Source organism: Gilliamella sp. X-46, assembly GCF_057063525.1.
Genome location: NZ_JBXSQH010000019.1, coordinates 15,802 through 40,906 on the forward strand (window position 1 = coordinate 15,802; position 25,105 = coordinate 40,906).

The 25,105-nt window shown below is 35.6% G+C and carries 24 protein-coding genes and 1 other RNA gene; 7 read left to right on the forward strand and 18 right to left on the reverse strand.

Features of this window, described 5'->3' with window-relative positions; translation table 11 throughout:
- Positions 1-737: 737 nt before the first annotated feature.
- The 6 genes from ACYIAJ_RS09970 to ACYIAJ_RS09995 are packed head-to-tail and all read left to right on the forward strand — an operon-like array spanning position 738 to position 6,382.
- Positions 738-2,828, forward strand: a complete 2,091-nt coding sequence (locus tag ACYIAJ_RS09970) for a BglG family transcription antiterminator (protein WP_483564726.1) — start codon at positions 738-740, stop codon at positions 2,826-2,828.
- 26 nt (positions 2,829-2,854) lie between these two features.
- On the forward strand, positions 2,855-3,157 hold the full coding sequence (locus tag ACYIAJ_RS09975) for a PTS sugar transporter subunit IIB (RefSeq protein ID WP_091346064.1): 303 nt from the start codon (positions 2,855-2,857) through the stop codon (positions 3,155-3,157).
- 21 nt (positions 3,158-3,178) lie between these two features.
- Positions 3,179-4,468: a PTS sugar transporter subunit IIC gene (locus tag ACYIAJ_RS09980; RefSeq protein WP_483558983.1), complete on the forward strand. Its 1,290-nt coding sequence runs from the start codon at positions 3,179-3,181 to the stop codon at positions 4,466-4,468.
- Between the two features lie 14 nt (positions 4,469-4,482).
- Positions 4,483-4,890 (forward strand): tetratricopeptide repeat protein, encoded by a 408-nt coding sequence (locus tag ACYIAJ_RS09985; protein ID WP_483558982.1) that lies wholly within the window; start codon positions 4,483-4,485, stop codon positions 4,888-4,890.
- A gap of 11 nt (positions 4,891-4,901) precedes the next feature.
- Positions 4,902-5,759: a class II fructose-bisphosphate aldolase gene (locus tag ACYIAJ_RS09990; RefSeq protein WP_483564727.1), complete on the forward strand. Its 858-nt coding sequence runs from the start codon at positions 4,902-4,904 to the stop codon at positions 5,757-5,759.
- Positions 5,760-5,770: 11 nt separating this feature from the next.
- Positions 5,771-6,382 (forward strand): AAA family ATPase, encoded by a 612-nt coding sequence (locus ACYIAJ_RS09995; protein ID WP_483564728.1) that lies wholly within the window; start codon positions 5,771-5,773, stop codon positions 6,380-6,382.
- 56 nt (positions 6,383-6,438) lie between these two features.
- Here the strand turns inward: ACYIAJ_RS09995 and ACYIAJ_RS10000 are convergent, their stop codons facing one another.
- The 14 genes from ACYIAJ_RS10000 to ACYIAJ_RS10065 all read right to left on the reverse strand — a co-directional run bounded on the left by ACYIAJ_RS10000 (position 6,439) and on the right by ACYIAJ_RS10065 (position 21,900).
- Positions 6,439-7,899, reverse strand: coding sequence for a catalase (locus ACYIAJ_RS10000; RefSeq protein ID WP_483564729.1), 1,461 nt, complete (start codon positions 7,897-7,899; stop codon positions 6,439-6,441).
- Positions 7,900-8,062: 163 nt separating this feature from the next.
- On the reverse strand, positions 8,063-8,608 hold the full coding sequence (locus ACYIAJ_RS10005) for a 5-formyltetrahydrofolate cyclo-ligase (RefSeq protein ID WP_483564730.1): 546 nt from the start codon (positions 8,606-8,608) through the stop codon (positions 8,063-8,065).
- Positions 8,609-8,637: 29 nt separating this feature from the next.
- Positions 8,638-8,819: non-coding RNA, 6S RNA (gene ssrS / locus ACYIAJ_RS10010), on the reverse strand.
- A 64-nt stretch (positions 8,820-8,883) separates the two neighbouring features.
- Complete coding sequence (gene zapA, locus ACYIAJ_RS10015) at positions 8,884-9,168, reverse strand: cell division protein ZapA (protein ID WP_483558973.1); 285 nt, start codon at positions 9,166-9,168, stop codon at positions 8,884-8,886.
- A 7-nt stretch (positions 9,169-9,175) separates the two neighbouring features.
- A complete protein-coding gene (gene dxs / locus ACYIAJ_RS10020) occupies positions 9,176-11,032 on the reverse strand; it encodes a 1-deoxy-D-xylulose-5-phosphate synthase (RefSeq protein WP_483558972.1) in 1,857 nt (618 codons plus the stop codon).
- Positions 11,033-11,059: 27 nt separating this feature from the next.
- Positions 11,060-11,935 carry a (2E,6E)-farnesyl diphosphate synthase gene (ispA, locus tag ACYIAJ_RS10025; RefSeq protein WP_483564731.1) on the reverse strand — a complete coding sequence of 292 codons (876 nt, stop codon included), beginning with the start codon at positions 11,933-11,935 and terminating at the stop codon, positions 11,060-11,062.
- A complete protein-coding gene (xseB, locus tag ACYIAJ_RS10030; protein WP_483558970.1) occupies positions 11,922-12,167 on the reverse strand; it encodes an exodeoxyribonuclease VII small subunit in 246 nt (81 codons plus the stop codon). The genes ispA and xseB overlap by 14 nt, the downstream gene beginning before the upstream one ends.
- A 126-nt stretch (positions 12,168-12,293) precedes the next feature.
- Positions 12,294-13,655 carry a DNA recombination protein RmuC gene (gene rmuC, locus ACYIAJ_RS10035; protein WP_483564732.1) on the reverse strand — a complete coding sequence of 454 codons (1,362 nt, stop codon included), beginning with the start codon at positions 13,653-13,655 and terminating at the stop codon, positions 12,294-12,296.
- A 2-nt stretch (positions 13,656-13,657) separates the two neighbouring features.
- Positions 13,658-14,632: an elongation factor P--(R)-beta-lysine ligase gene (gene epmA / locus ACYIAJ_RS10040; protein WP_483564733.1), complete on the reverse strand. Its 975-nt coding sequence runs from the start codon at positions 14,630-14,632 to the stop codon at positions 13,658-13,660.
- A gap of 63 nt (positions 14,633-14,695) precedes the next feature.
- Positions 14,696-17,056 carry a glucans biosynthesis glucosyltransferase MdoH gene (gene mdoH / locus ACYIAJ_RS10045; RefSeq protein ID WP_483564734.1) on the reverse strand — a complete coding sequence of 787 codons (2,361 nt, stop codon included), beginning with the start codon at positions 17,054-17,056 and terminating at the stop codon, positions 14,696-14,698.
- 24 nt (positions 17,057-17,080) lie between these two features.
- On the reverse strand, positions 17,081-18,643 hold the full coding sequence (locus tag ACYIAJ_RS10050; RefSeq protein WP_483564735.1) for a glucan biosynthesis protein G: 1,563 nt from the start codon (positions 18,641-18,643) through the stop codon (positions 17,081-17,083).
- 14 nt (positions 18,644-18,657) lie between these two features.
- Entirely contained in the window at positions 18,658-19,320 is a 663-nt protein-coding gene (locus tag ACYIAJ_RS10055; protein WP_483558963.1) for a hypothetical protein, read from the reverse strand.
- 196 nt (positions 19,321-19,516) lie between these two features.
- Entirely contained in the window at positions 19,517-19,759 is a 243-nt protein-coding gene (locus ACYIAJ_RS10060; RefSeq protein WP_483559012.1) for a YecH family metal-binding protein, read from the reverse strand.
- A 194-nt stretch (positions 19,760-19,953) separates the two neighbouring features.
- Positions 19,954-21,900, reverse strand: a complete 1,947-nt coding sequence (locus ACYIAJ_RS10065; RefSeq protein ID WP_483564736.1) for an exoribonuclease II — start codon at positions 21,898-21,900, stop codon at positions 19,954-19,956.
- Positions 21,901-22,036: 136 nt separating this feature from the next.
- Here ACYIAJ_RS10065 and ACYIAJ_RS10070 point away from each other — a divergent pair, with 136 nt between their 5' ends.
- Positions 22,037-22,786, forward strand: a complete 750-nt coding sequence (locus ACYIAJ_RS10070; RefSeq protein ID WP_483564737.1) for an alpha/beta fold hydrolase — start codon at positions 22,037-22,039, stop codon at positions 22,784-22,786.
- A gap of 21 nt (positions 22,787-22,807) precedes the next feature.
- On the opposite strand, the gene ACYIAJ_RS10075 is transcribed toward ACYIAJ_RS10070, so the two are convergent.
- Genes ACYIAJ_RS10075 through ACYIAJ_RS10090 form a run of 4 tightly spaced genes read right to left on the reverse strand, consistent with a single transcriptional unit; the run spans position 22,808 to position 24,587 of the window.
- A complete protein-coding gene (locus ACYIAJ_RS10075; protein WP_483558958.1) occupies positions 22,808-23,137 on the reverse strand; it encodes a type IV pilus modification PilV family protein in 330 nt (109 codons plus the stop codon).
- The gene (locus ACYIAJ_RS10080; protein ID WP_483558956.1) at positions 23,130-23,570 is read right to left on the reverse strand and encodes a DUF2509 family protein; all 441 of its coding nucleotides are present in this window, start codon (positions 23,568-23,570) and stop codon (positions 23,130-23,132) included. Before ACYIAJ_RS10080 ends, ACYIAJ_RS10075 begins: the two co-directional genes overlap by 8 nt.
- Positions 23,554-24,117 carry a prepilin peptidase-dependent protein gene (locus tag ACYIAJ_RS10085; protein WP_483558954.1) on the reverse strand — a complete coding sequence of 188 codons (564 nt, stop codon included), beginning with the start codon at positions 24,115-24,117 and terminating at the stop codon, positions 23,554-23,556. Before ACYIAJ_RS10085 ends, ACYIAJ_RS10080 begins: the two co-directional genes overlap by 17 nt.
- Positions 24,111-24,587 carry a prepilin-type N-terminal cleavage/methylation domain-containing protein gene (locus ACYIAJ_RS10090; protein WP_483564738.1) on the reverse strand — a complete coding sequence of 159 codons (477 nt, stop codon included), beginning with the start codon at positions 24,585-24,587 and terminating at the stop codon, positions 24,111-24,113. The genes ACYIAJ_RS10085 and ACYIAJ_RS10090 overlap by 7 nt, the downstream gene beginning before the upstream one ends.
- Positions 24,588-25,105 lie beyond the last annotated feature (518 nt).

Genomic DNA, 25,105 nt, shown 5'->3' on the forward strand with positions numbered 1-25,105 from the left:
AAATAACGCTGATATAAATAAGGATCTTGAATTAGCTGACGGGTAATCATAAAAATGAGGCTAATTAAAATGCCAATAAGTAAACCGCAAATGACTAATCCTAACGGTTTTTTTATTTTGTTTAAAATGAAGATTGAAATAAGAATAAAACAAAAATAACACAAGCCATAATATATTAAATAATAATATTCAGGTGTATTGTATTGTTTTTTGATAAAGCGATAGCACCATTGATAACTTAGCAATCCTCCGACACAATTAAACAACAATATAACAACTAGCTTAATGATTTTCATTGGTTAGTCCTTTTTATCTTTAATCCTTTGATTATTTTACCTAAACATGAAGGAAAAATAACACTCTTTCACCCTATATATTAATAAATTCTAAAAATTTTTGTATAGCCATTTCAGACTATGAATATTATTGGGTATGGTTAATGCCTTTGAGATGGGGAAAATACACAATAAAAACGGGTTTGCAAAGCGGTTTTTCATATAGACTACTAGTTTGCAGAACAGGTCGCTGATCTTCAGCTGTTATTGTTAAAAAGTAATTATAATCATTAGGTTATTAACATTATTTTGTGTGTGTTATTTAATATTATTTTCTTCTTTCAATCTTTTTTTCCTTTTTGACTAGTAATTTTTGCCAGTTTTATTGGCAAAAATACCAACTAGGTAAGCAAATCTATCTCACTTATACTTAATTTATGAAGTAAATAGGTGAATGAGCTTATGCGAACAAGAACCATTGAGTTATTTAAAAAATTGATTTCAATCGACTATCCGATCACCTCCGAGATGTTGTCGGAAGAGTTTCAAATTAGTGCGCGAACTATTCGCAATGAAATTCAAGAAATTAATGAGTTTTTAACGCAAAGACAATTTCCTTTAATTTCAACAGTGCGTAATAAAGGTTTTGTAATTAATGCGACTCAAGATCAAAAGCTGTTAATTCATGATGCATTGTTGGGTGTACCTATTTCTTCGGTTTTAAGTAAAGAGGAGCGTCAGTTTGACTTGTTGCTATCTATTGCTTTTTCTGCGTCTCCAACCATTTTAAGTCATAAAGAAGATGTATATTTTGTATCAAAAAGTGTTTTAGATGAAGATATTAGAAAACTTAAAGCTCGGCTGAAAAAATATGATATTGAATTAAGTAGCCAGCCTAAATCGGGTATGCAGTTTGTTGGTTTAGAACGCTCTATTCGTTTGATGATGTATGCAGCTATTAATCAGTTCGCAGGTAATTTAGAATTTGATAAACCATTAAATGAATTAAGCTTGATACAACAGTTATTGTTTAATTATATTCCTCAATCTCTTATCTGTGACTTATTACAATTAGCCCACCAAACTATTAGTCAAATTCATGATGAAATTTATGTTCAACAAATTGTGATTTTTACCTCTATTTGGGTGGTTCGTAACCAACAGCAACATCATCTTACGATGATAAGACCGAATTTTAATAATAATGATTTGGGTGAAATAGCAAAATTTATTCATTTGGTTTGTCAGCATGTTGCTTTGCAAGTTAATCGACAAGAACAACAATACATTATTTATATGTTAGAAGCTTTCAATACTAAGGATATTAATAACTATGTAGAGTGGGTAAATGCGCAGTTATTAGCGATTAAGTTAGTTAATTATGTCGAAGAAAAAACACAAATTCCTTTTTCAACCAAACAAGAGCAGTTGTACGAAAATTTATGTAAACACTTAGCAGGACTTATTGCGAGGGTGAGTAATAATATTCATATTATTAATCCATTACTTGATAACATCAAACAAAACTATGGTGCAATTTATTCAGTTATTGCTATGTTTATGCAAGAACTTGAAACCACTTTAAGTCATAAAGTATCTGATGACGAAATTGCCTTTTTAACTATCCATTTTTCTACCTTTGCAAGCGCAATTAATCAAGAGCGAAGCTACTATTTTAAAGCAGTGGTCTTTTGTGACCATGGTATAGCAACTTCTAACTTATTAGCAGAAACACTTAAAGAATTTTTTAATATTGATGTACTAGCCATTTTAGGACGTAATGATCAAAATTTATTAGCTCAACTCGATTTTGACTTAATATTTTCTACTTTTCCATTACCGCACTTAGCTCATCCAGTATTGGTGTTAGAACCGATTTTAAAAGAGAAAAATCATCCTATTATCACTGATTTTTTAGCTAAGCACAGGGCTAATCAACGCGTTGTAAATCATTTGGTTGATGCGACCGATCTTTTCTATTCATTGGTTGATTTAATTCAACAAAGTGGTGGCATCGTGTCAGCACCTATCTACAACCAACTCGAACAGTGTTTAGCGATTAATAATCTTAAAATCAATAAAAGGAAAATCCAGCCTATGTTGAAAGATATTCTTACCGATAATGACATTATATTGCAGCAAGATAGTTCAAATTGGCGACAAGCGATCAAAATTGCTGCTGAGCCATTATTAAAAAAACAATTTATTTTACCATCTTATATTGATGCCATGATTACGTCGGTCGAGCAATATGGTCCGTATATCGTTATAGGCAAAAATTTAGCGTTGGCACACGCTCGCCCTGAAGATGGCGTAAACCAGTTAGGGGTGAGTGTTGTTACTCTGCGTCATCCCGTGGATTTTGGTAATTCAGAAATGGGACCTGTGAAAATCATATTTTGTTTAGCAGCTATCGATTCGTTTTCTCATCTCAATATTATGCGTAGTTTGATTGAGTTGATTAACGATGAGCAAAAACTTGAAAGCTTAACAATGTGTCATTCGGTACAACAATTTAAGAACATTTTATTTAATGAACCTAATTCGGATTGAACCATTAAATTATAGGAGGATTGAAAATGAGTAATTTAACCATTTTATTTGTTTGTGGTGCGGGATTAGGCAGTAGTTTTGCCGCGCAAATGGCAACTGAAGACGTGCTAAAAGCCAAAGGAATTGATGCCAAGTTGGATCATACGGATATTTCATCTGCTGCTTCTATGAACGCCGATATTATTATCACGGCTGAAAATTTTCGTCCACAGTTTGCTAAGTTTAATATTCGTGAACAGACCTCAATTGTTTATCTCAAAAATATTGTCTCAAAAACAGAAATAGATGAGAAGTTAAGTCCAGTATTGCAACAAAAAGGGCTGCTTTAAATTGCCAAATAGGAGAATACTATGAACGTAATTAACTTTATTATCGATAATATTTTAACGCAAGCCTCGATAACAATTAGTCTCATTGCTATGTTTGGCTTGATGTTGCAACGTAAATCAGTAGGTCAAATTATTTCAGGATCGCTTAAAACATTATTGGGCTTTCAAGTGCTCAATGCAGGGTCAAGTATCATTGTTGGCAGTTTGACCTATTTCGGGCACATTTTTACCGCTGGGTTTGATATGCAAGGGATTATCCCGTCTATTGAAGCGATTAATGGTCAAGCCATGAATCAGTTAGGTTTAGGTCGTGATATTGCTCTGACTTTTTTGATGATTTTTATTTTTAATATTCTAATTGCCCGTTTTACTCGCTGGAAATATATCTTTTTAACTGGTCAGGCTATTCTCTGGATGGCAACCATGACCACGGTATTTGGTAGTTTTGCTGGACTTTCAGGAATCGCGTTAATTGTAGTCGGCGGTTTTGTTGGTGCTCTTTTTGCGGTATTTATGCCTGCTATTGCACAGCCGATTATTCGTAAAGTGACGGGGTCTAATGACATTGCGCTTGGTCACTTTTGTACAATTGGTTATTTGTTTGAAGCGGGTGTTGCTTATGTTGTGGGGGAGCGAGGTGAAAACAAACGTTCAATTGAAGAAATGAAATTACCTAAATCATTTGAATTTTTGCAAGATACCTATCTGTCAGTCATGGTCGTTATGATCCCACTCTATATTATTACGGTTCTTTTTGCCGGTGAGGAGTATGCTTCAACATTATCGGGTAGCCAAAATTATGTGATGTATGCCTTTACGCAAGCCATTATTTTTGTTGTGGGGATCTATGTGTTATTAGCTGGGGTTAGGTTATTGCTCGGCGAAATTGTACCTGCATTTAGAGGTATTGCGATGAAAGTGGTTCCTAATGCTATACCGGCGCTTGATTGTCCTGTGTTTTTTCCTTATAGCCCAAATGCAGTCATTTTAGGTTTTATTACCACATCAATTGGTACTGTGATTGCGATGTTGACGTTGCCAGCTTTTGGATTAGCCATGATTTTACCAGGAATGCTAACTAACTTTTTTGCTGGTGGTACCGCAGGCATATTCGGTAATGCTGTTGGTGGTCGCCGTGGTGCGCTCATTGGTGGTATTGCGCATGGTTTCTTTATTACTTTATTACCTGCATTACTGGTGACTATCTTTAACCAAATGGGCTTTATTAATGCAACAGCAACCGATGTTGATACGGTTACGGCGGCGTTACTCTATGCATGGATTTTAAGTCCTCTATTGAAGCATTTTTAGGATAGGAGTTTGCTATGTTTAACTTTTTTAAAAGAAGTAAGCCCCAAAAAGAGTCGGTTGATAAACCAGACATAAAAAGTAGCCTGACATCAGCACAAATTGACCAAATTGAACAATCAATTAGTCAATTGTTACAACAAATTGATCATACAGATGATGCGGTAACTTTAGCCACATTATGTGAAAAAACAGGGCTTCTTTATTGCCAATTAGATCGTATTGATTTTGCGATTGAGTATTTAGAAAAGAGTTTACAACATAAAAAATCAATTGGAGAGGGGTATAAAGCATTAATGAATTTGTACAACCATAAACGTGCCGATGCCGCACAACATGGTTCAATGGACGATATTGATTTTTGGATGAATAAGATGGATTTCATGCGCAACATTGCCAAACAAGTTACGGTTCAACGAGATTAAAGGAAATTATTATGTATACCACACTAAAAGATGTCACATTATTAGCTCAAAAACTCAATTTTACTGTTGGTGCGTTTAATACGCATAACTTAGAAATGCTTCCTGATATGCTACGAGCAGCGAAAGAAGTGGGTGCACCAATTATTATACAAACCAGCGTTGATACCGCACGCTATATTGGCTTTAAAGTGGTTGTTAATGCTGTAAAAGCCATTGCCGATGAAGAAATTGTTGATGCTGTATTACATTTAGATCATGCAAAAAATTTTGATGATATTAAAGAAGCGATTGATAGTGGTTTTACCTCGGTGATGTTTGATGGCTCTTCTTTGCCATTTAAAGAAAATATTTTAAAAACACGTGCGGTGGTTGAGTATGCGCATGCGCGTGGCGTATCGGTCGAAGGTGAATTAGGCACGATAGGCGGAACAGAAGAGGGCATTCATGTTGATCCTAATGATCGAATTTATACCAAACCGAAAGATGCGTTAGAGTTTGTTCAAGCCACGGGGATTGATGCATTAGCTGTTGCTATTGGTACTAATCATGGACAATTCAAATCAAAAACAGAGGTGAATATTCCACTATTAAAAGAGATTCATGCTATGGTTGATATTCCTTTGGTTATTCATGGCGGTACCGGTGTTAAAGAAGAGGATTACCCAGAACTCATTAATAACGGTATTCGTAAATTTAATGTTGGCACAGAGCTATTAGTTAATTGGACGCAAGTAGCTAAAGATAAGTTTGCTGGTACTGAAGTCAACAAATCATTACGGCACAATATTATTCCGGCTAATCAAGCGGTTAAAGAAATTGTTAAGCATAAAATGAGTTTGTTTCTTAATGTTAATAGTCGGATTAATTAAGGTGCGTTAGTATGCACAAATATTTAATTTTACTGGCAGGCTGTCCATGTACGGGAAAAACCTATCTAGTTAATCAATTGCAACAGCAATTTAAAGATAGCTTTGTTATAACACCCGATGAAGCCAAAATTTTATATGCTGAGTCTGTTGGCTTTAATTGTAAAGCTGAAAAAGAAGCGTTAGAACACAAAGTTTGGCAGTTTTATTACGGTGTTTTACAACTGTATATGGATGCAGGTAAAAGGGTGATTATTTCTGAATACCCATTTAGTGATAAGCAAAAAAAACAACTGAGTGAATTTGCGGAGCAATATCACTACCAAGTGATAACCATTCGCTTAGTTGCTGATTTTGATGTGATATGGCAACGTCGTTACCTGCGTGATCGTTCACCTGAGCGTCATTTATGCCATATTATGCAACATTATCATTATGGCGATACGTTAGAAAATCGAAATCTTGCTGATGATTTAATTACTAAGGAGCAATTCTACCAAGTTTGTCAAATGCGGAAGTATGATCAATTTGTTTTAGGTAACTTGATTCAAGTTGATGTTACTGACTTTGCTAAAGTGAATTACTCAGGATTATTAAATGAGTTGAAGCAAATGGTTAAGTTATAAATAGCCCTATTATAAAAATGCCGACTAAATTTTAGTCGGCATTGTTGTTTGGAGTACTAGTTTTTTATTAGGTCAATATCGATACCTAATCCTTTTGCAATGCCAGAACCATAATCAGGATGTACTTTGTAGAAGTGTTTGAGCTGTCTAATTTGAATGTCACGCTTTACATTTTTCATTGAGCCAACGATATTATCAATAAGCAGTTGCTTTTGATCGGGATTCATTAAATTAAATAATGCGCGTGGCTGTGAGTAATAATCGCCATCCACACGATGATCATGCCTATCCATTGTACCAGCAGGTACATGCATTGGCGGTTCGGCATATTGTGGTTGCTCTTTTGGTGCACTATCTACGCTATTAGGCTCATAGTTAGGGGCATTATCTGGGCTATAAAAACGCATTGCGCCATCACGTTGATAATTATGCACAGGGCATTTTGGAGCATTAATCGGTAATTGTTGATAATTAGTTCCAATACGATAGCGGTGAGCATCGGCATAAGCAAAGATTCGACCTTGAAGCATTTTATCAGGTGATAAACCTGTTCCAGGTACCACATTACTTGGTTCAAAGGCCGCTTGTTCAACTTCTGCAAAATAATTTTCAGGATTACGATTCAGTTCCATTACGCCGACTTCGATTAATGGGTATTGTTTTTGTGACCACACTTTAGTGACATCAAACGGATTTTCAGGATGGTTATTGGCTTGCTCTTCGGTCATGACTTGAATGTAAAGACGCCATTTTGGGTAGTCGCCACGTTCAATGGCTTTAAATAAATCTTCTTGTGCTGAATCTGGATTGGCTCCATCCATCTCTGCTGCTTTTTGGGGATGAATATTTTTGATACCTTGTTCGGTTCTAAAATGCCATTTTACCCAAGTGCGAACGCCATCTTTATTTATTAAGCTATAGGTATGGCTGCCATAGCCGTGCATATGTCGATAACCATCAGGAATACCACGGTCAGAAAATAGAATAGTGACTTGATGAAGTGATTCTGGTGATAAAGACCAAAAATCCCACATCATTTGTGGATCTTTTAAATTGGTTTTAGGGTCACGTTTTTGGGTATGAATAAAGTCAGGAAATTTGAGTGCATCACGAATAAAAAAGACAGGAGTATTGTTGCCTACAATATCCCAGTTACCTTCATCGGTATAAAACTTGACTGAAAACCCACGCGGATCTCGCGCTGTATCCGATGAGCCTCGTTCTCCACCAACAGTTGAAAACCTTGCAAAAACTGGGGTTTGTTTACCAACATTAGCAAATAGGCTAGCATGAGAATATTGAGTGATATCATTTGTTACCGTAAAGATACCATGTGCGCCAGAGCCTTTGGCGTGGACTCGTCGTTCAGGGATATTTTCACGGTTAAAATGGGCAAGTTTTTCGATAAGTTGGAAATCGTCTAACAAAACTGGACCACGGGGACCTGCAGTTCGAGAGTTTTGGTTATCGGCTATTGGTGCGCCGTTATTAGTGGTTAGTACTTTTTTGTCTGACATTGCAACACTCCTTTATATGATATTAAAAAAGCTTTTAAAGATGAAAGACTCAATTGCTTTTGAATAATATGTACTAGGAACTTGAATGGTAGTGCATAGTAAAAAAGTTTTATATGATTATTTTTATACTTAGAAAAATGTGTTTAACTTATTATTAATAAACTTAAGCATAAATAATTTCGGGCAGTCTGACGTCCCAAGGTTTGTTATCAATATGTTGTACCTTTTGACAAGCAAAAGCAAGCCCAATAGGTAAGATTTTTTTTGATTGATAATTTGCTAGCAATCGGTCGTAAAATCCACCGCCCATACCCATACGATAACCACGTTGATCAAAAGCAACTAACGGAGTAAAGACGATATCAAGTTGGTCGTTAGGCAGTACGTTTAATACGTTTAATTCTGGTTCTAATATACCAAATTTATTTTTAATAAGTCGGGTTTGGCTAGTGTATTTTAAGAAGAGTAAATGTGTTGAGACAAAAGGGTGGATAATGGGTAAATAGACAGATTTATTTTGTTGCCATAAATATTCTATAATGGGTTTTGTTTCAACTTCGCCATCGAATGATAAAAATATGGCGATATTTTTTGCAGTGTTAATCGCTTGGTGACGAGCAATTTTTTGATATATAGCTTGTTGCGCAATGTCACGTTCATTGGGAGATAATTGTCGTCTTTTTTGACGTATAATTTGCCTAATATTCATCAGTTTTCACTGTTGTTGCAAGGTCGAAAGGAAGCTCCAAGATGTCGTTAGGGTCGTAACCCTTGAACCCACGGTTCAAGGTGAACATCGTGTTTTAATTTTTAGGTTTCCTTACAAGTAAGGCATACTCACCAATTAAAAATCACTCCGTTCTTAAGATAAGATTATCGGCTCAGGGGACTAACCCATATCGCGATCATCTCAGAGTTAATTACATAATACAAAATTTACCAGATCATACAATGCCATTTGTATTAAATTTACAATTTAAATAGTTAATTGTTGGTATTTAGGGCAGAATCAAGTAATTGTTGTAACATTTTTAGTCGATCGCCAAATTCGTTACTTCGTTCTTTTTCTTTTGTCAGTTCGTAAGAAATATTTAGCGCAGCCGTCATAATAAGCTGATCACTGCCAACCTGAGGGGACTTTTCTCGTAAATTTGTTAAGCGCGCATCTAAATCTTTTGCAGCACGATTAAGTGCGTTGACTTCATCAACAGGACAATTGAACTTTAATGTTCGTCCAAAAATTTGAATAGTGACAGCTTGAGTTTCCATGTTTAACCTATTGATTCATAAAATTATTAATTTTATCGATAATGTGTTTGTGATCTAATCCCAGCTCTTGTCTTATTTCGCTTTGAGCACCTTGCGAAATAAACTTATCGGGAAGTCCAATATTTAAAATATCACATTTTATTTTTTTCGATAATAAGTATTCACCGACGCCGCTACCTGCTCCGCCTTTGATACTGTTTTCTTCAATGGTGACAAGTATATTATGAGTTTGGCTAATGTGCAAAAGGACTTTTTTATCCAGTGGTTTAACAAAACGCATATCAATGACTGTAGCATTAATTTGTTCTGCTGCTTGTAAAACTTCTGGAAGCAAAGTGCCAAAATTAAGTAAAGCGATATTTTTTCCTTGTCGACATAATTTAGATTGACCTAGCGGAATTGTGGTTAATGGCATGAGTTGTGTGCCTGTACCTTCACCTCGTGGGTAACGTACTGCTGCTGGTCCATTATGTAAGTAGCCGGTGTAGAGCATTTGTCGGCATTCGTTTTCATCACTTGGGGTCATGATGACCATATTGGGTACGCAGCGTAGATAACTTAAGTCAAATGCACCTTGATGTGTTTCGCCATCAGCACCTACGATGCCAGCGCGATCGATGGCAAATAATACTGGTAGGTTTTGGATGGCAACATCATGGATAACTTGATCGTAAGCTCGTTGCAAAAAAGTTGAGTAAATAGCTACAACAGGCTTTAAGTCACTAATTGCAAATCCAGCAGCTAGGGTAACAGCATGTTGTTCGGCTATTGCAACATCAAAAAATTGGTCAGGATAAAGATTGGCAAATTTTGTCATACCTGAACCTTCACTCATTGCTGGGGTTATTGCCATTAAACGCTTATCATTTTGCGCTATTTCGCAGAGCCAATCTCCAAAAACTTGCGAATATGTTGGGATTGCTTTTTTAGCGATAGGTAATATGCCATCATTAGGGTTAAATTTAGGTACACCATGCCATAGAGTGGGGTCTTTTTCAGCTGGTGCATAACCTTTGCCTTTTTGTGTAATCACATGAAGTAGCTGTGGTCCTTTTAGCTGGCGAACTTTCTGTAAAGTTGAGACCAGACTATCAACGTCATGTCCGTCAATAGGACCTATATAATTAAAACCAAGCTCTTCAAATAAGATCGCGGGTGTGACTAAGCCTTTTAAGTGTTCTTCAGTCTTTTTAATCAGTTCTTTTAATGGCGGAATATTTGCTAATACACGTTTGCCACTTTCCCGAAAAGACGTATAGGCTCTACTTGATAAGATTTGAGTAAGATGTTGGTTTAGTGCGCCGGTATTTGCTGAAATCGACATGTCATTGTCGTTAACAATCACTAGCATATCAGGTTTAACATGACCAGCATGATTCATCGCTTCAAATGCCATACCTGCTGTTAAAGCGCCATCGCCAATAATGGCCGCTATTTTTTGTCCCGATTGTTTTTTTTGTTCACTAATTGCAATTCCAAGCGCCGCACTAATCGAGGTCGAAGAATGTCCTGTGGTTAGCACATCATATTCGCTTTCATTACGATGAGGAAATGGGTGTAACCCACCTTTTTGGCGGATAGAAAGCATCTGATCGCGACGACCAGTTAATATCTTGTGGGGGTAGGCTTGGTGTCCTACATCCCAGATGATTTTATCAAACGGCGTGTGATAAACATAATGTAACGCTGCGGTTAATTCAACTACGCCTAACCCCGATGCTAAATGTCCACTTGATTGACTAACACATGCTAACAAATATTGCCTAAGCTCGTGGCAAATCGCCGATAACTGTGACTGAGGAAAACGTCTTAGATCCTCGGGCGAGTTTATTTGTTTTAACAAAGGGTAATTATCTAAATTCATTATATAATGTTATCTTTTAGTTAGTTGTTAACTATTTCGATTAATAATAAAACCAGCAAGATTCTGCAATGGCTGACTATTATAGGGTATTTGTTTTAGACTATCGATAGCTTGTTGATAAAGTTGTTCAGTGAGTTTTATTGCGTTATCTAGTCCAATTAATGCTGGGTATGTGCTTTTTTCATGAGCAAGATCTGAACCTTGTGGTTTTCCCATAATAGATTGCTCGCCAATGACATCTAAAATATCATCTTGGATTTGAAACGCCAGTCCAATTGCCTCGGCATAGTGATCGAGCATTAGGTGGTATGGTTTGGCTATTTCACTACAAGCAAAAGCACCTAAACGAACAGACGCTTTGATTAAAGCACCAGTTTTATAACAATGGATTTTTTGCAAATGTTCAAGGTCTATCTGCTGATGTGTGGCCTGTAAATCTAATGATTGACCAAGGCACATTCCGGTAACACCGCTGGCATGGGCAAGTTCGTTTATCATATTAATTTTAGTATTAGCATCAATTAATTCGCTTTTTGCTAGTAATGAAAACGCTAGAGTTTGCAAAGCATCACCAGCCAATATTGCTTGATCTTCACCAAATTGGATATGGCAGGTTGGTTTACCCCGACGTAAATCGTCATTATCCATGGCGGGTAGGTCGTCATGAATTAATGAATAAGTATGAATGCATTCAATTGCTGCAGCCGCTTCGTCTAATTTAGAAAGCGGGCAATTGAACATTTGCCCTGTTAAATAGACTAAAATAGGTCGAATCCGTTTGCCGCCGGCCAGCAAGCTGTAAGCCATTGCTTGTTGGAGTTTGGATGCCTCCATTTCCGAAATATAGGTAGTTAAAAACGAGTCGATTCGTTCTTGTAATGGTTTTAAACTATTCATTATCATCAATTAAGAATTCTGACAATTCGGCATCACTATTTTCAGACAATAAAATCTGAATACGTTGCTCGGCTTGTTGTAACTGTTTTTGTCCTGCTTTTGCTAATTTAATTCCTTTTTCAAATTCATTTAGTGCTTCATCTAATGGTAAATCACCATTTTCTAGTTGAGCTACGATGGTTTCGAGTTGCTTTAGTGTGTCTTCGAAACTCGGTTCTTTGTCTTGTGTTTTGGCCATCTTCAATTCCTCTTTACGTTTGATGAGTATACACTTATTTCAAATAATCGTGAATCATAGCTTTTACTTATTTATAACCGCGCAATAGATGTTAATGCTTGTTAACCTTTGATTTAGTTAATTTAGCTAACTTGTTGATTCATGCTCATCTTCGTTATTCAATTCGTCCATTGATAATAAGGTAATATCTGGGTTAATCGGTTTTTTAACTTCAATACCCATTTCACGAAATCGTTCAATTTGCCCAATTACGTTACCACGACCTTTTGATAATTTGTTCATGGAATTTTGATAGGTTTGTTGAGCTTTGTCTAAACAACTACCAAGGTTTTCCATATCTTCAACAAAGCCACGCATTTTGTCGTACAGTTTACTTGCCCTATCTGCAATTAGCTCTGCATTACGATTTTGATATTCAAATCGCCATAAATTATGAATTGTCCGTAACGCAACTAGCAATGTGGTTGGGCTGACTATCATAATATTGCTTCTTAAGGCATCATTGATTAATGCTGGATCATTATCGATTGCGCTTAAAAATGCGGGCTCGACAGGAATAAACATCAAAATATAATCTAATGAATTAATGCCAATGAGTTTATGATAATCTTTTTGGCTGAGTTGCTTTAAGTGGTTACGAACAGCCGCTAAATGTTCGGTCATCGCTTTCGCTTTAATCGTTTCATCATCACTATTAAAATGGCGCTCATAGGCAACTAAAGTTACTTTTGAATCAATAACGACATCTCCCCCTTGAGGTAAGTGAACAATGACATCGGGTTGTAATCGCTGATTACTTTCGTTTGTTAAATTGACCTGAGTTTCGTATTCATAACCTGAACGTAATCCTGAATTTTCTAGAATTTGGCTTAGGATAAATTCACCCCAGTTCCCTTGGGTTTTGTTATTACCTTTTAGCGCATTAGTTAGGTTGGTTGCTTCTTTGCTCATTTGCTGATTTAGCTGTTGCAAGTTACGAATTTCATGCGTGAGTGTGTGGCGTTCTTTGGCTTCTTGACCAAAACTATCTTGTACTTGTTTTTTGAAGCCTTCTAGCTGTTCTTTGAGCGGCGAAAGTAAAAAATCAAGACTTTGTTTATTTTGTTGCTCAATCTTTTTGCCACTTTGTTCAAAAATACGATTGGCAAGGTTCTCAAATTGGGTCGTAAGCCGTTGTTCACTCTGTTCTAATATCGTTTGCCGTTCTTGTGTGGCACTTAACGTTTCTTCTAAACGCGTTTTGAGTTCACTAATTTTGACATTTTGCGCTAGATTCTGTTGTTGGTACTGATCTAACTCATGCTCCAGCTGTTTTATTTGAATTGTTAAGGATTGGTTTTCTTCCTTTTTTTGAATCAGTTGTAGCTCAAATAATTGATGTAAATTATTAATTGTTAGTTGATATTTTATCGCTAACACTAATAAAATTAGGGCTGTAATACCAATAATAATTGCAATCCATTCGGCTAATCCTAAATCATTGAACATAATTAAGCCCTTTCAAATGTAAATGACATCACTTCATCTAAACTTTTGCACTCTAGAGCAAGCATAATTAAACGATCTAATCCTACGGCAACACCCGCACAGTCAGGTAGACCTGCTTCCATGGCGGCGAGTAACTCAATGTCAATATTTTGTGCCGGTAAGTTTTGATTTTCGCGATCTAAATTATTTTGTTCAAAACGCATTCGTTGTTCTTGAGCATTAGTTAGTTCTTTAAAACCATTAGCAAGTTCAACACCTTTGTAATAGAACTCGAAACGGCTCGCTACCCGATGATCTTCGGAACTAATGGCAGCTAATGCAGCTTGTGATGCCGGGAAGTTAAATACGGCAATAGGTTTATCTTGACCAATATGCGGTTCAACGCCAAAAGTGAACAAGCATTGGAGTAATCCATCTTTATCGTAATTGTCTGTATTAAGTCCTATATCGAGTTGATTTGCGGCATTGACTAAAGTTGCATGATCCGCTTCTAAAGGGTCAATATTCAAATGACGTTGAAATACCTTTTGATAAGAAATTCGTTCAGCAGATTCACAATCTAAAATAGTTTGTAGCAAGTCATCAACTTCATTGATCATTTGCATCATATCAAATTGGATTCGATACCATTCGAGCATGGTGAATTCAGGATTATGGTAACGGCTGACTTCTTCATGATTACGAAAACATTTACATATTTGATAAATAGGACCACTGCCGGCAGAAAGTAAGCGTTTCATATGATATTCTGGGCTAGTAATTAATGACATTTGTTGCCCTTGTTGCTCTTCGAGCTCCCCAGGTTTTAAGAATTTAGTGTGAAAAGAGCTTAAATGCACGTCTGTTACTGCATATTGGCTTAAGGTAGGTGTTTCAACCTCTAAAATACAGCGATCAGCAAAAAATTGACGTACTTGAGAAACAATTTTTGCGCGCTTAAGTAAATTATTGATAGATGCAGAAGGTTGCCAAGTCATAAAAAATATCCATGGAATTTGATTATTTACTAAAAAAGAAAAATAGGGCCAAAGCCCTATTTTTTATTGCTGGCGTTCATTTTGCCATAAAGTGAATAGATTGTCGTATTTTTCTTGCTGTTGCCATATATGACGATGTAATGCGGAAAGAATAATGGGATCTTCTAAAATGGCTAACTGCTTTTCTTTACTGATTTTTTCTAAATCTATTTGTTGATATTGCGTAATAAGCTCATGGCGTTTTTGTTGGTTTTTAGTGTTTACTTGATGTCGTGAAGTCGATAATGCACACGCAAGTGCATTATAGACAGGATCGACCAACGCCATAACAAAGCCATTTTCAATAAATGCCGCTTCAGTTTTAACTAAATATTCACCCGTAAGTGTGATTGCTTTTGCGGGGTGAGTTTCTTCTGGCGTTAAAAATAACCCTGCTTTTTTTGCTTTCATACCAATGCTTGAAAGTCCTGATATTCGAATGACTAAAGGCGAAATAGTTAAAGGTATCAATATGGCAATATACCAATAAGTAAATTGCGGATTTAACCAGATAATCACCCATAACCACACAATACCTAACAACGATAGTGGCCAACAAAAATAAAAGGATTCACCCCATGTTAGCGCATCGTCACTTCGAGATGGTGATTTCCATTGAATTTTGCTGCCCATCCATGCTTTAAGTACAAATTTACTATGGAAGATCATGCGTATTGGCGCTAAGATCATTGACCAAATCATTTCAATAAAGATTGATAGGGTTAACTTAAATATACCACCAACATCTTTTGCACCTGTTCTAGCTATAATAATGCCATAGCTGAAAAACTTAGGTGCAAACAATAAAACCATCGTAGTTGAGAGTAGCTGTATGGCCAATTGCTCATCCCACCTTGGCCAAGTTGGATAAAACTGGTTAGGTTGGAAGAAATATTGAGGTTCAGAAATATTAAACACCAATAATAATAGTGTTGAGAATATTAAAAACACTAGCCACAATAATGACGAAATATAAGCCATGCCACTGGTTGCAAACATTATGCGATGGGTCAATTTAATACCACTTTTGAAGATTAATCTTAAATTAATTAAGTTCCCCATACACCAACGATTATCGCGTTTTAGATCTTCAATCATATTACCAGGTAGCTCTTCATAACTGCCGTTCATATTATATGCAATCCAAACGCCATAGCCAGCACGACGCATAAGTGTTGCTTCGACTAGGTCATGCGATAAGATATGAATTGGCCCTTTACGTTTTTGAAGTGGTGATAATATGCAATGTTCAATAAAAGGTTTTAAACGAATCATTGCATTGTGTCCCCAATATTGTGCTTCGCTTAGTTGCCAAAAATGAGTGCCAGAGCAGAAGATGTCACTATAAATTTGGTTGGCAAATTGTTGAATACGTCCGTAAAGCGTAGTCATTCTGACTGATTTTGGGGGAGATTGTAAAATGCCTGCTTTTGGAGTCATTTCCATCATGGCAATCATCTTTAAAATACAGTCACTAGTCATAATACTGTCGGCATCAAGGATCATCATGTATTCGTACTGATGCCCCCAACGGCGGCAAAAATCATCAATATTACCGCTTTTACGTTTGACTCGGCGTTTGCGGTGGCGATAAAAAACATTGCAGCCATTTTGTTGTTTTGCTGCATTAAATTCTGCCCATGCTTTAAGTTCGTTCACATAAAGATCGGGATCATTGGTATCACTTAAAATATAAAAATCACAGCAAGCGGCGTGGCCTGTTTCAACTAGGGACTGATAAGTTGCTTGTAATCCAGCAAATACCCGAGCAACGTCTTCATTACAAATTGGCATAACAAGTGCGGTTCGATGCTTAGTGTCAATATGTGATGCAGGGTCATTAGGAATAGAAATAGTGTAACGGTCTTTTCCCATTACAGCCAATATTAGTCCCATTATGCTGGTCCAAAAACCAATCGAAATCCAGAAAAACAAAATAGCAAATAAGGTAATAATCGCACCTTGGATAATATAAGGGATTATGCTGTAAATAGCTAATTCAGGATTGATATCCCAATTTGCTATAAAATTGATTTTTTGCCAACTTTGATAAGGTAATAAAGACGCAAGATAAATGGTTCCATAATATGTTTGTATGGAAATAAGTGCAAACATAATAAAGCGCCGAATGATGGCAAGAATATTTATGCCATGTTTTGATTTGGCTGTATAACGTTGATTCCAGATTTGTGGTTGAATCGAAACACGATCAACTTCAGGATAACTTGGCTGTTGCCTTCGATCATCAATAAAAGAGGAAGTATCACCAACTTGATTTAAACGATATTTTAAAAAATCGACATCGTCAGGTGGTATTGCATTGTTTTCAGATTTCTGACGCCAAACTTCGGCGTCAGAAAGATTTGCAAAGTAATCTTTTTTCATATTTTTATCATATTATTATAATGATTATTGTGCGGGATATTGCCCACTCCACGTTTCAGAAATGACTTTATTGGTTGCTTGAGAAGCTAGTTGTACGCGTATGTCACTCGCTTTTTTGTTATCTTCAATGTTAAATCGAACAATAACTCGCCAGCCTTTAATTTCTGAATTGTATTGCACGTCAGAACTTAAGATAGTGCCATTGCTTATGCTTGAAATCACTTTGACTGGTGCTGTTTCTGATAATTCAGGACCCGCAAAGTCGATCACATATGCATTAGAACCATCAAGTTTACGAATTAAATTGGCTTGTTTTATATCACCTAGTGATAAACGAGTACTAACTGCTCTTGCTACATCATTAGGATAGCGTTGTTTTTCATTTAACGAATAATGTAATCGATATTTAATATCAAGTATATCACCAGCTTTATATTGTTTTTCTGGTACCCAAAAAGTAACAATATTGTCGTTAGTTTCATCAGCAGTTGGGATTTCAACTAATTCAACGCGTCCTTTGTGCCAATCACCTAAAATTTCGGTCCAAACGCTTGGTCGTTTTTCGTACTGATCATCCAGATCTTGATAATCTTCAAAACCGTTATCGCGTTGAATTAAACCGAAAGCTTTTGGGTTTTCTAAGCTATATGATGAAAATGATAAACGCTTAGGATTATTTAATGGGCGCCAGATCCATTCGTTATTGTTGGCTAAAATAGATAGTCCATTAGAATCGTGCATTGCAGGGCGGTAGTTTAATAAAGGCGATGGTTGGTTTGGACCAAATAAAAACATACTGGTTAATGGTGCAATGCCTAATTTTTTTACTGAATCGCGGAAGAATACTTTCGCTTGCACTGTGATTGTGGTATCAACACTTGGTACAAGTGTTATTTTATAAGCACCTGCCACACTTGGTGAGTCAAGTAGCGCATAGATAACTAAATGTTTTTGGTTGGCTTCTGGTCTTTCAATCCAATACTCTTTAAAACGTGGAAACTCTTCACCCGACATTTCGCCAGTATCAATGGCAAGACCTCTAGCGGAAAGGCCATAGCGCTGTTCTTTACCTACTGCACGAAAATAACTGCCCCCCAGTGCTGAGAATATTTCATCGTCAGTTTTTGTTGGGTTATTAATTGGATAATGAACTTTAAAACCAGCAAAACCAAGGTCTTTACTATTAATCTTATTAAGGTTGAGTGGGCTTAAATCAAAATAACTTGGATCATATTTTATTTCGTTAACTTGATTATTGACGATTTCATTGATTTTGATTGGAACATCAAAGTACATGCCTTCATGATAAAACTCAAGCTTGAAACGGCTTTTTTGATCACCCCAATAGGCTTTTTGATGATTGAATAGAATTTTCTGATAATCAGCAAATTGTAAAGATGCCAATTCATTGGGAATGTTTTTAGATGGCTGAACATAGGCTTTTTTGGATAATTTTTCGGCTTTTGCAACCACATCGTCAAACGAAAAAGCCCATGAAGAAAAACTAATGCAAGAAACGCAAGCCACACAAAGCACCTTGCAAATTAGTATTTTATTAAACGAATTATTGGGTAATAAATTGTACATAAAGACTCGCATTATTATCTAAAAATATTAAAGTAATTGATAATATTATCTTTTGGATTATTCAAACACTTTTCAACATAATCTACTTTTATTTCTTGAAGAATACTCGGGTTTTCTTCGATCAGGAATTGAGAATAGTTATCTTTGGAAATTTTTGCTTGTAAGGATAATATATCTTGCACAGACATTCTAAATTTCGGTTGAAAATATTGGTTTATTTTAGCTGTATCTTTTGTATAAATTGCTGCAATAAAATCTGCCGAGGATTGACAATAGTTTTTAATATTCGATTCAGTTGCTCTTATTTTGCTTAACTCAATATCAAGTTGCGCTTGGTTTTCTTCAATTACTTTTTTGAGTTTCATATCATAATTTAATTTATAATATTCGTTCAAATAGAAACTCAATACACAAGATGATCGGTTATTATCACCTTCACAATTTAAAATACCGTGTTTGGTAACATAATTATCGAAGTTTTTACTACCAATAAGTTGAAGCAATTGATTTTTAGCTGTAACAACGTAAGGGTTGTTTGCTTCAGCTTGTTCTTTTAACAAAGATATCTGTTCTGCCTCTGAAATCGCTTCTTTACTTTTAGTTGGTGAAATCTTTTTAGCACAACTTGCGACAAGAATAGAAACGATGGCGCATATAAGGATATTACTTACTTTCATTTATCAAATTCCATGAACGTATTCTTGAGTGTATGTAATTTTAAAGTGAATAACTGTACTGCTAATTTAATCGCATTATGTTATTAGTAACAATGGATTATTGCTGTAGCGCAAAATTATATACTCTTATTGTTTTAAAAACACTAGCAGATTAAATCACATTTATAAAAAAGCACACTATCATATGCTTTTTTTTCTAATGTTTACATATTTTTTTATTATCTACTGTAAATTCATATTTATGAGCAACAGAAGGTTTAAATTTGCCCTTTGCTTTTAAAAAAGCGATGAGTTGTCCTGCACTCATGTCAGATTGAGAGCAAGTATGAAATTTTGCATCGGTACCAAATTTGTCATTGATAGCGTTAAGTAAGGAAGCTTCTGTGTAATTGTTTCCATCCATCATATGCAAAACTTCATGTCCATGAATTGACATTATGGGCCTCCCAAGTTGTTGTTGATTTAAAAATCAATATTTGTCATTTTGAGCAGTGAAAGATAGCAGATATTTTTAATAAAAAAAAGGGGAAAGATTAAATAAATGTTGTTAATTTTTGTTTGACTTGCCCCTGATTTATAATGGGGCAAGTAGAGATAATAAAAGTAATAAATCCAAGCAAAAATAAACTTGTTTTATTCTTTGTTGTCATCGGCAAATTTTGCAATGATTGATTGATTTTCGCTTTTAATTTGGCGAATAACAACGGAAATTATATCGGCAAGTTTATAGCAGCTTTCACCTTTAATTTTGATAACGCCTTCATCGGGGAAAGAAGCAATTTCCTCTTTGACAGAATGAATCATTGAAAGCGGTACAAAAGCAAAAGCACCTATATCACATAAACGAACGCGAGCTCCGCCACGATTAATATCAATAATTTCAGCGGAGTAAGTTTCATCGATTTTATCTGATAAGTATTGAGCATAAAGATTTTCAGCCATATCGCGTTCAGCAAAGCGTAACATTTTACGCCTCTCATTCATGCTTTTTAGTTGCTCTTTATCAGGCGAGGTTAATTCTTGTGAACGGATATACGCTTTGATTAATCGGTGGTTGACCATATCGCCATATTTGCGTATTGGTGATGTCCATGTTGCATAGGCTTCAAATCCTAAACCAAAATGTGGTTGTGGTTCAGTCGAAAAATCTGCAGGGCTTTGGAACTTGCGAAGTTTGGCGGCTAGAAATGGCTCATTGTCGATCATTCGTCGCAATTTTACATAACCATCAAAAGATAAGAGTGACTCTTTATCAAACTCAGTTATTCCATTATCGTTTAAAAATTTTATGGCTTGTTCGATATATTTATTATCAAAACCTGAATGAATATTAAAAATGCCAAAACCAATTTTAGTTTGTAATTGTAAAGTTAAAGCGAGATTAGCGATAACCATGACCTCTTCTACGATATGATTGGCAATTCGACGAGTCTCTTTAATTATGGATTTAACTTGGCGGTTCTCATCCAGTTCAAAACGATAATCACCATTATCTTTAAAAAGCAATGCATGGGTTTGTCGCCATGTGATGCGGATTTTAGCTAAGTCAGCTAACCAGATAAGTTGTTGTTTAATAGTGGGGTCATTTGTTGCTAATTCGCCATTATTTTCTAAAAAATCAGAAACATTATTATAAGCTAGCTTCGCTTTTGATTCGATCCAAGCAGGCATAAAGGTTGTATCATCAGCAATGATATTGCCAGCGTTGTCTATGCACATTTTACATATCATTGCTGGGCGTTTTTCATTGGCTTTTAATGAGCATAGTTCATTGGCAAGCGCTTCGGGTAGCATTGGGATATTAAAATCAGGTAAATAAGTGGTGAAATTCCTAGCTTTGGCAATATTATCAAGTTCGCTATTTTGTAGTATATAAGCGGTAGGATCTGCAATAGCTACCATTAATTGATAATAGCCGTGTTCATCTTTAGAAACCGCAATGGCATCATCCATATCTTCAGTATTTTCACTATCGATAGTAAAAAAGTGTACATCGGTTAAATCTTGACGGTTATCAAGTTCTGCATCGTTAATGGTTAATGCTTCGGCTTGTGGAGCATGGGTTTCTAAATCATAGCGTGCTAAGGTTTTTAACCAAAGTTGATAAGGTGAATTACCGTCAGCAACAAAACGAGTCACTTCGGCAAAGAAATGTTTACTTTCTTTTTGTAAAGGGTGAGAAACCAGCGTTGCAACAACCCAATCACCTTCCTTTAGCTTTTCATTCACTTGCTCGTTTATTTTGCAGCGAATAGCAAAATTAGCAGGCATGTTTTCAAGGTAAATAACCATTGCACGATCTTGAAATCCTATTTTGCCAATGAATTTTTGTAATGCACTTTCGATTAATAATTCGGGATCAAAAGATTCTTTATCGTTATTTGTGATGATTGACCCTGAGACTTTATCGCCATGACAAACTGTTTTCATTTTAGCAACAGGGATGAAATAGCTTTTCTTATTATCGGTATCTAAAAAACCAAATCCTTTTTCATGAGCTCGAACAATGCCTTCAACTCGAGGTGTTTGTTCATGGAGTTCTTGTTTTAATTGTGCAAGTAAAGGGTTATTTTGAAACATATGGCTTAACACTTTTTAAAAAATTAGTGCTAAATTCTATCATAGTTATACAAATTATGGTTATCGAATTAATCGGTGATGACATTGAAAATAGACGTATAATAGTGCCACTTAAAATAATGGGTATAATTAGAGTATGAAATTAAACTATAAATTGCAGGGCGATGGACAGCCGATCGTGTTTTTACATGGTGTATTTGGCAGTTTAGATAATTTAAATATGCTAGCAAAGGATTTTATGCAACATTATCAAACAGTGCAAGTTGATTTGCGTAACCATGGACATTCGCCATGGTCTGATAAGATGGACTATCAATCCATGGCCGAAGATGTGGCCGAACTTTGTCATGATTTACAATTAAAAAATATGATTTTAATTGGCCACTCAATGGGGGGCAAGGTTGCTTTGCAATTGTCGCAAGTGATCTCTGATTCGATCGAAAAAATGGTGGTAATAGATATTGCTCCTATAAAATATCAGCGCTCAGCCAATGTTATCATTCTAAGAGTATTAACTTATTGCCTTGCGAACCAGATCACCGACAAAAAACAGATCATGGATTTAATGCGACAAGAAGGCATTGATGATGCAATCATTCTTTTTTTATTAAAATCGTTTAAAAATGAACATTGGTTGTTTAATATTCAAGCCATTAACGAACAGTATGGTCATATTTGTGATTGGCAAGCGATTTCACCTTGGTTAAAACCGACGTTATTTATACGTGGTGGCAATTCACCTTATATCACCAATCAGGCTTATCAAGCTATTTTTGAGCAGTTTCCTAATGCAAAAGTCGAAGTGGTTGAAGGGGCTGGGCATAATGTTCATTTTGAAAAAACGCAGCAACTTTTACAACTTTTACATAACTGGTTAGGCGACTAAATGATATTTAACTCTTAAATATCAATGTGAATCACAAAAAAAACGTTGCTGTTTGGCGACTTGTTTATTGGGTGCACTAACCGTTATTACCACCATTTTACACTGGGCATTATATCTTTTACTGGTGATCGTATAACGCCAACCAGAAGGGATAATGTGATTGGTGGTATAGGGATAGTTATCAAGTAGCTGAAAAGCAATTTTATTGGCGCGCAAATAGTTTGCAAAGTAATGGTGTTTATTGAACAACGCTTGTTGGTAGTTAATAAATCCCAGCATAATAATTGAAAATAGTAGCGTTGCTATCATAACTTCAATCAAACTAAAGCCAGCTATATTTTTATTATTCACAATAAATAGCCCTTTTTTCTGGGCAATAATCGAGCCAATGTCCTTTTTCAACAATTAATCGATTATTATCAAAATGTGCAAGTGTATATAAATAGAAATCTTCCTCTTTGGCTTCGCCGCGGACTAATACATATTCATCGACTTTTAATAAAGATTGTTTTATACAGGCTTTTAGTTGATAAGTAGGTTCGGTCAAACAATGCCAATTGGCTTTTGGTGTTGGCCAATTTTGGGTTATTGCCCAAGTTAAAGACGAATTAGCCTGATTAAATCGCTGATAGTATTGGCTTTCCATTAAGATGGCTTTTTGCCACGAGTAAATAAGTAGATTGAAGCCAATTAATAGCACTGATCCCACAACCATCAAAATAATCACCATCATAATCGTGCTAAATCCTGACTGGACGGGCATTGGGTTAAAATCGGTTTTCATTTTTGATGATTTCAGTTGTGTGATATTGAATTTGCTTGTTTTTCCTCAATTCAGCCGTAATTGATAACCTAATTGCATCAGGTAGCTGTTTTATTGCAAAGTAGGTGACTTTGATTTCGTTTGAATCGAATAAGTTTTCCCACTTGTTTCCAAAACAGTTTAATGACCCTGTTCTATAAGCTATATTATTTTCTTTATAACGGTAGGTAAAAACATCTGACTTCATGGGGGTCTCTATGTTCCAAACCCAAGAATTGCGGATTTCACTGTCATATCGAATGATAATACATTTTATCTTTTCATTAATTTCAATTGCTTTGGCAGTCATTTTTTTTGGATCGTTAGCAATAAAACCTGCTCGTTTTATATCCTTTTTCATGCCAGCTAATCCAAGATCGATAGCTTGCTGTAGGCGTGTCTTTTGGTAATATTTCATGATACTTGTTTGCAATTGAATATAAAAAGATGTCATTCCCATAACAATAAGGCTAGATAAAATTACACTAATAAGCATTTCAAATAAGGAAAATCCAGACATTTTTAACATGGTGGTAAACCTGTTATATAACTGTTTTCTGCACAAAAACGAATTCGCCCAAGCAAAGAAACGAGAACCTTGCTGGTGCCTATTTTATTTTTTAATTGAAAAGACATTGTTTGAGCTAAATTACGGCGACCTACAATCAAAGCATTTTTATTGTTTGATAGTTCACTAATTTCAACAGAATTGTCTGGTTTCATAAAATAAAGTACGCCCTCATTGCATGAGGAAGGTTTTTCATCGTGAGTAATTGTGATGCACCAAGGAGATGTAAATTGATGGATAATATAATTTTCGTTTTTGCTCGAAGCCTTTATTTGAACTTCGTAGATAAAATAAGCCAACTGCTTAGTTGTGGATACCAACTCATTTCGAAGTTGTTGCTCTTTCCAATGTTGAATGCCAATAGCGGTTAAAATAGCGCTAATACAGATGGTTATTAATAATTCTAGTAATGAAAATCCCAAATCTTGCATAATATTGTCTTGGTAACTATCACGATAGTTACAGAGTATATTTTAATAAAACAATTGGTTATTTGACGTTCTAGATTTGTGATACATTGCTCAAATAAATTGTGTTTTTTTCGTTAATACTTTGCTTTTTGTTTTGATGAAAGGTTTATTTAAAAATTACTCCAAAAAGTGGTCAGGAAAGGTATTGATTTTATTGAAGTTTTTATTTTGCGGTTTTTATTCAAAACACCACCAAAACCACTCCCCAAAACACGCCACCAAAAGCTCAACCTTATCAACTTAACAAAACTTTACGAATATTTAACAAAAAACTGGCGCATTATCAATCAATCGGCTATAATTTGAGCGCTTTCAAAGCAAGGAAAAGCTCATTAGTTGAGCGGATAATTATAAAAATTAAAATAAAACAATAAATTACTTGACAGGATTATCGAAATGCGCTACCATGCATGGCATCTGGCATCTGGCATCTGGCCTGCCAAACCTACGCCCAAAATCTTTTTCAATTTCACCGTAGT